The sequence below is a fragment of the Mesorhizobium sp. M7A.F.Ca.AU.002.02.1.1 genome (genome assembly GCF_003998535.1).
GTDB lineage: Bacteria > Pseudomonadota > Alphaproteobacteria > Rhizobiales > Rhizobiaceae > Mesorhizobium > Mesorhizobium ciceri.
Window position 1 is genome coordinate 1 of sequence record NZ_RZPB01000649.1, and the last position, 3,434, is coordinate 3,434.

General features: G+C 66.0%; 4 protein-coding genes. 1 reads left to right on the forward strand and 3 read right to left on the reverse strand.

Features of this window, described 5'->3' with window-relative positions:
- Positions 1-652: FadR/GntR family transcriptional regulator (locus EN879_RS28660; protein ID WP_164774630.1), on the reverse strand; the 652-nt coding region annotated here is incomplete at its 3' end.
- A gap of 3 nt (positions 653-655) precedes the next feature.
- Positions 656-2,098, reverse strand: coding sequence for an FAD-binding oxidoreductase (locus EN879_RS28665; protein WP_063170666.1), 1,443 nt, complete (start codon positions 2,096-2,098; stop codon positions 656-658).
- 161 nt (positions 2,099-2,259) lie between these two features.
- On the opposite strand from EN879_RS28665, the gene gloA reads away from it, so the two are divergent.
- Positions 2,260-2,670, forward strand: coding sequence for a lactoylglutathione lyase (gene gloA / locus EN879_RS28670; RefSeq protein ID WP_019856614.1), 411 nt, complete (start codon positions 2,260-2,262; stop codon positions 2,668-2,670).
- An 83-nt stretch (positions 2,671-2,753) separates the two neighbouring features.
- Here gloA and EN879_RS28675 read toward each other — a convergent pair.
- The coding region (locus tag EN879_RS28675) for an ABC transporter permease (protein WP_164774631.1) at positions 2,754-3,434 on the reverse strand (681 nt) is incomplete at its 5' end.

Below are 3,434 nucleotides of genomic sequence, written 5' to 3' on the forward strand. Positions count from 1 at the left end.
CTTGCGCACCCTCCACATCGCCGGCACGGATAGCGGACAGGATGCGCCCGTGTTCGCCGAGCGTGATGCGGGCCATGTCGTCCGATTTCTGCTGGTTGCCGGCGGCGAGGATGCTTTCTCGAACACGCTCGGAAACGAAGCCGAGGAACTGGCCCATGTAGCCGTTGCGCGTCGCCTCGGCGACGGTGCGGTGGAACTCAAGGTCGCTGCGCAGCCAGGCGACGCTGCCATAGGGTGCCGCACGCATGCCGGCCAGCGCATCGTCCATCGCGGTGAGATCGGCCTCGGTGCGGCGCCTTGCGGCAAAGGCCGCCGCCTGCACCTCGAGGATGCCGCGCAGTTCGAACAGATTTCGGAACGAGTCGGCGCGCTGCAGCGCCTCATAGTCTATGGTCAGCACCGTTGGGTTGTTGCCCTCCACCACGAAGGCGCCGCGCCCCTGCTGCGACCAGATGCGGCCTTCCGAGCGCAACCTTGCGATCGCCTCGCGCACCACGTTGCGGCTGACGCCGAAGGTCGTCGCCAGCGCCTGCTCGGTCGGCAGCTGGTCGCCGGGCTTGAGGCGCCCCTGCGCGATCTCGCGCGAGATGGAACTCGCCACCAGGGTGGAGAGATGCGGACCGCGATTGACCTTGTCGAGTTTCAGCGTCATCGCTCACCTATAGTCGACGGCGGATGCGGACGCCAGAATGCGGCCGTTGCTCAGGATATGGCGCGGATCGAATGCCTCCTTGATGCCTGCAGCAAGGTCGAGCGTCACCGGATCGATCCGTTCGAGAAACGCCTTCTGCTTGACCCGTCCGATGCCGTGCTCGGCGCTGATCGAGCCGCCATAGCGGTCGACGACGGCAAAGATCTCCGCCTCGGCCTGCTCGAACAGATGCTCGATCGCTTCAGCGCCCATGCCTTCCGGCGGCACCACATTGAGATGGATGTTGCCGTCGCCGACATGGCCGTAGGTGACGGCCAGCGCATCCGGGCGCGCCCGCTGCAATTCGAACAGCGCGTCGGTGACGAAATCGGCGAGCTTCGAGATCGGCACCGAAACGTCGGTGCGCAGGTAGCGGCCGCCGCGGCCCTGCCGCTCGACCATGATCTCACGATAGAGCCACAGCCGCTCGGCCTGAGCCCGCGTCGAAGCGACGATGCCATCCTCGACGATATCGGCGACGCCGCCGAGAAAACCGAGAAGCATGGCGGAGAGGTCGATCAGCCCGCCGGAGGACACCTCGATCAGCACATAGGCCGGGTAGGGCTTGTTGAGCGGATCGGCAAAATCCTTGCCCTCGCGCATGGTGATCTCGATGCCGCCGCGCAGGATCAGTTCGAACGCGGTCAGCAGGTCGCTGCAGTCGCGCCGCGCCCGCGCATAGAGCGCCATCGCGTCCTCGACCGAGCGCAAGCCCACCAACGCGGTCTCGATCTGCGTCGGCTTGGGGAACAGCTTCAGCGCGGCAGCGGTGACGATGCCGAGCGTGCCTTCCGAGCCGATGAAGACCTGCTTGAGGTCGTAGCCGCGATTGTCCTTGCGCAGCACCTTCAGCCCGTTCCAGATGCGGCCGTCGGCCAGTACCACTTCGAGCCCGAGCACCAGGTCGCGCGTCATGCCGTAGCGCAGCACGTTGAAGCCGCCGGCATTGGTGGCGACATTGCCGCCGATGCGGCAGCTGCCTTGCGCGCCGAAGGTGATCGGCAGCAGGCAGTCGCTCTCCTCGGCGGCGCGCTTGGCCTCCTCGAGGATGCAGCCGGCCTCGACCACCATGGCGAAGTCGATCGGGCTGATCGAGCGGATCCGGTTCATGCGCTCCAGCGAGATGACGATCTCGCCGCCATCCGCCGCCACCGCCGCACCGACGAGGCCGGTCAGGCCGCCTTGCGGCACGACGGGGATGCGTTCGGCATGGCAGTGCCGCATCAGCGCCGACATCTCCTCGACCGAGGCCGGACGCGCCACCGCCAGCGGGCGGCCGAAATGGTCGCCCGACCAGTCGCGGCTGTAGCGCGCCAGATCCTCATCCGCGGTCAGCAGCCCACCATTCGGCAGCACGCCGGCCAGGGCAGCGATCAGCGATGCGGAGGTGGGCGGCACGGCATTCATGAATGGACTCTGGACCCCTGGGAAAAACGACTGGACAACCACCGTTCTTGTCGTGTTATCATACAACCCTGATTTAGAACATCAAGTGAGGCCACGTCCCGACCCGCCGTTTGATGTGGATGGTCAGACCCGCAAATCACCCAATTCGGAGGACTTACCCAATGAGCGACGCCCCGGGCTTTCGCTATATGCACACCATGATCAGGGTGCTCGACCTCGACAAGTCGATCGCCTTCTACACCGAGGTTCTCGGCATGACATTGCTGCGCCGCGACGACTATCCCGGCGGCAAGTTCACCAACGCCTTTGTCGGCTATGGGCCGGAGGACAAGGAGGCCGTCGTCGAGCTGACGCTGAACTGGGGCAGGGAAGAGCCCTACGAGATCGGCACCGGCTTCGGCCACCTGGCGCTCGGCGTCAACGACATCTACGCCGTCTGCGCCGAACTCGAAAAGCGCGGCGCCAAGATCCCGCGCAAGCCCGGACCGATGCAGCATGGCACCACCCATATTGCTTTCGTCGAAGACCCGGACGGCTACAAGATCGAGCTGATCGGCCTCGACACGATGTGATCTGACCAAGCGGGGTCGCATCGGGCTTGTGATGCGACCCCGTCCTGTCCGCGCTGGCTTGGGAGGCGGTGCGGATCGAGCTGTCACTTGATGACCGCGATCTTGCTGCGGTCGATGGTGATGGCGACGGCGGCGATGAGTACCGCGCCGAACACCATGTTTTCCAGGAAAATATTGACGCCGACGAAGGTCATGCCGATGCGCACGATCGAGATGATCAGCGCGCCGACCGCGGTCCGCGCCACGCCGCCCAGTCCGCCGGTGATGGCGGTGCCGCCGACAATGACGGCGGCGATGGCCGGCAAGAGCAATTGATTGGCAAGCACCGGCGAGCCGCTCGACAGTCTTGCCGCCAGCACCACGCCGGCGACAGCCGCCAGCATGCCTGAAGCGGCGAAGGCGATGATCTTGGTGCGGTCGACATTGATGCCCGCCGCCCAGGCGGCCGGTTCGCCGGCGCCGACGGCAATCGCCTGGCGGCCAAAGCGCGTGTAGCGTAGCGCCAGAAAGGCGGCGATGCCGATGACCGCCGAGATCAGCACCACCACCGGCACCCCGGCGACCGTGGCGTTGATCCAGGCGGTGTTTTCGCGGCCCGCTTCCTCGATGGTGATGGCGCGACCGTTGGAGACCCAGAGCGCCAGGCCGGTGACGACGCCGCCGGTGGCGAGCGTCGCCACGAAGGACGGCACGCGCAGCTTGACATGGACGATGCCGCTCAATGTGCCGAAGGCAAGCCCGGACAGGATCGCCACCGGGAACGC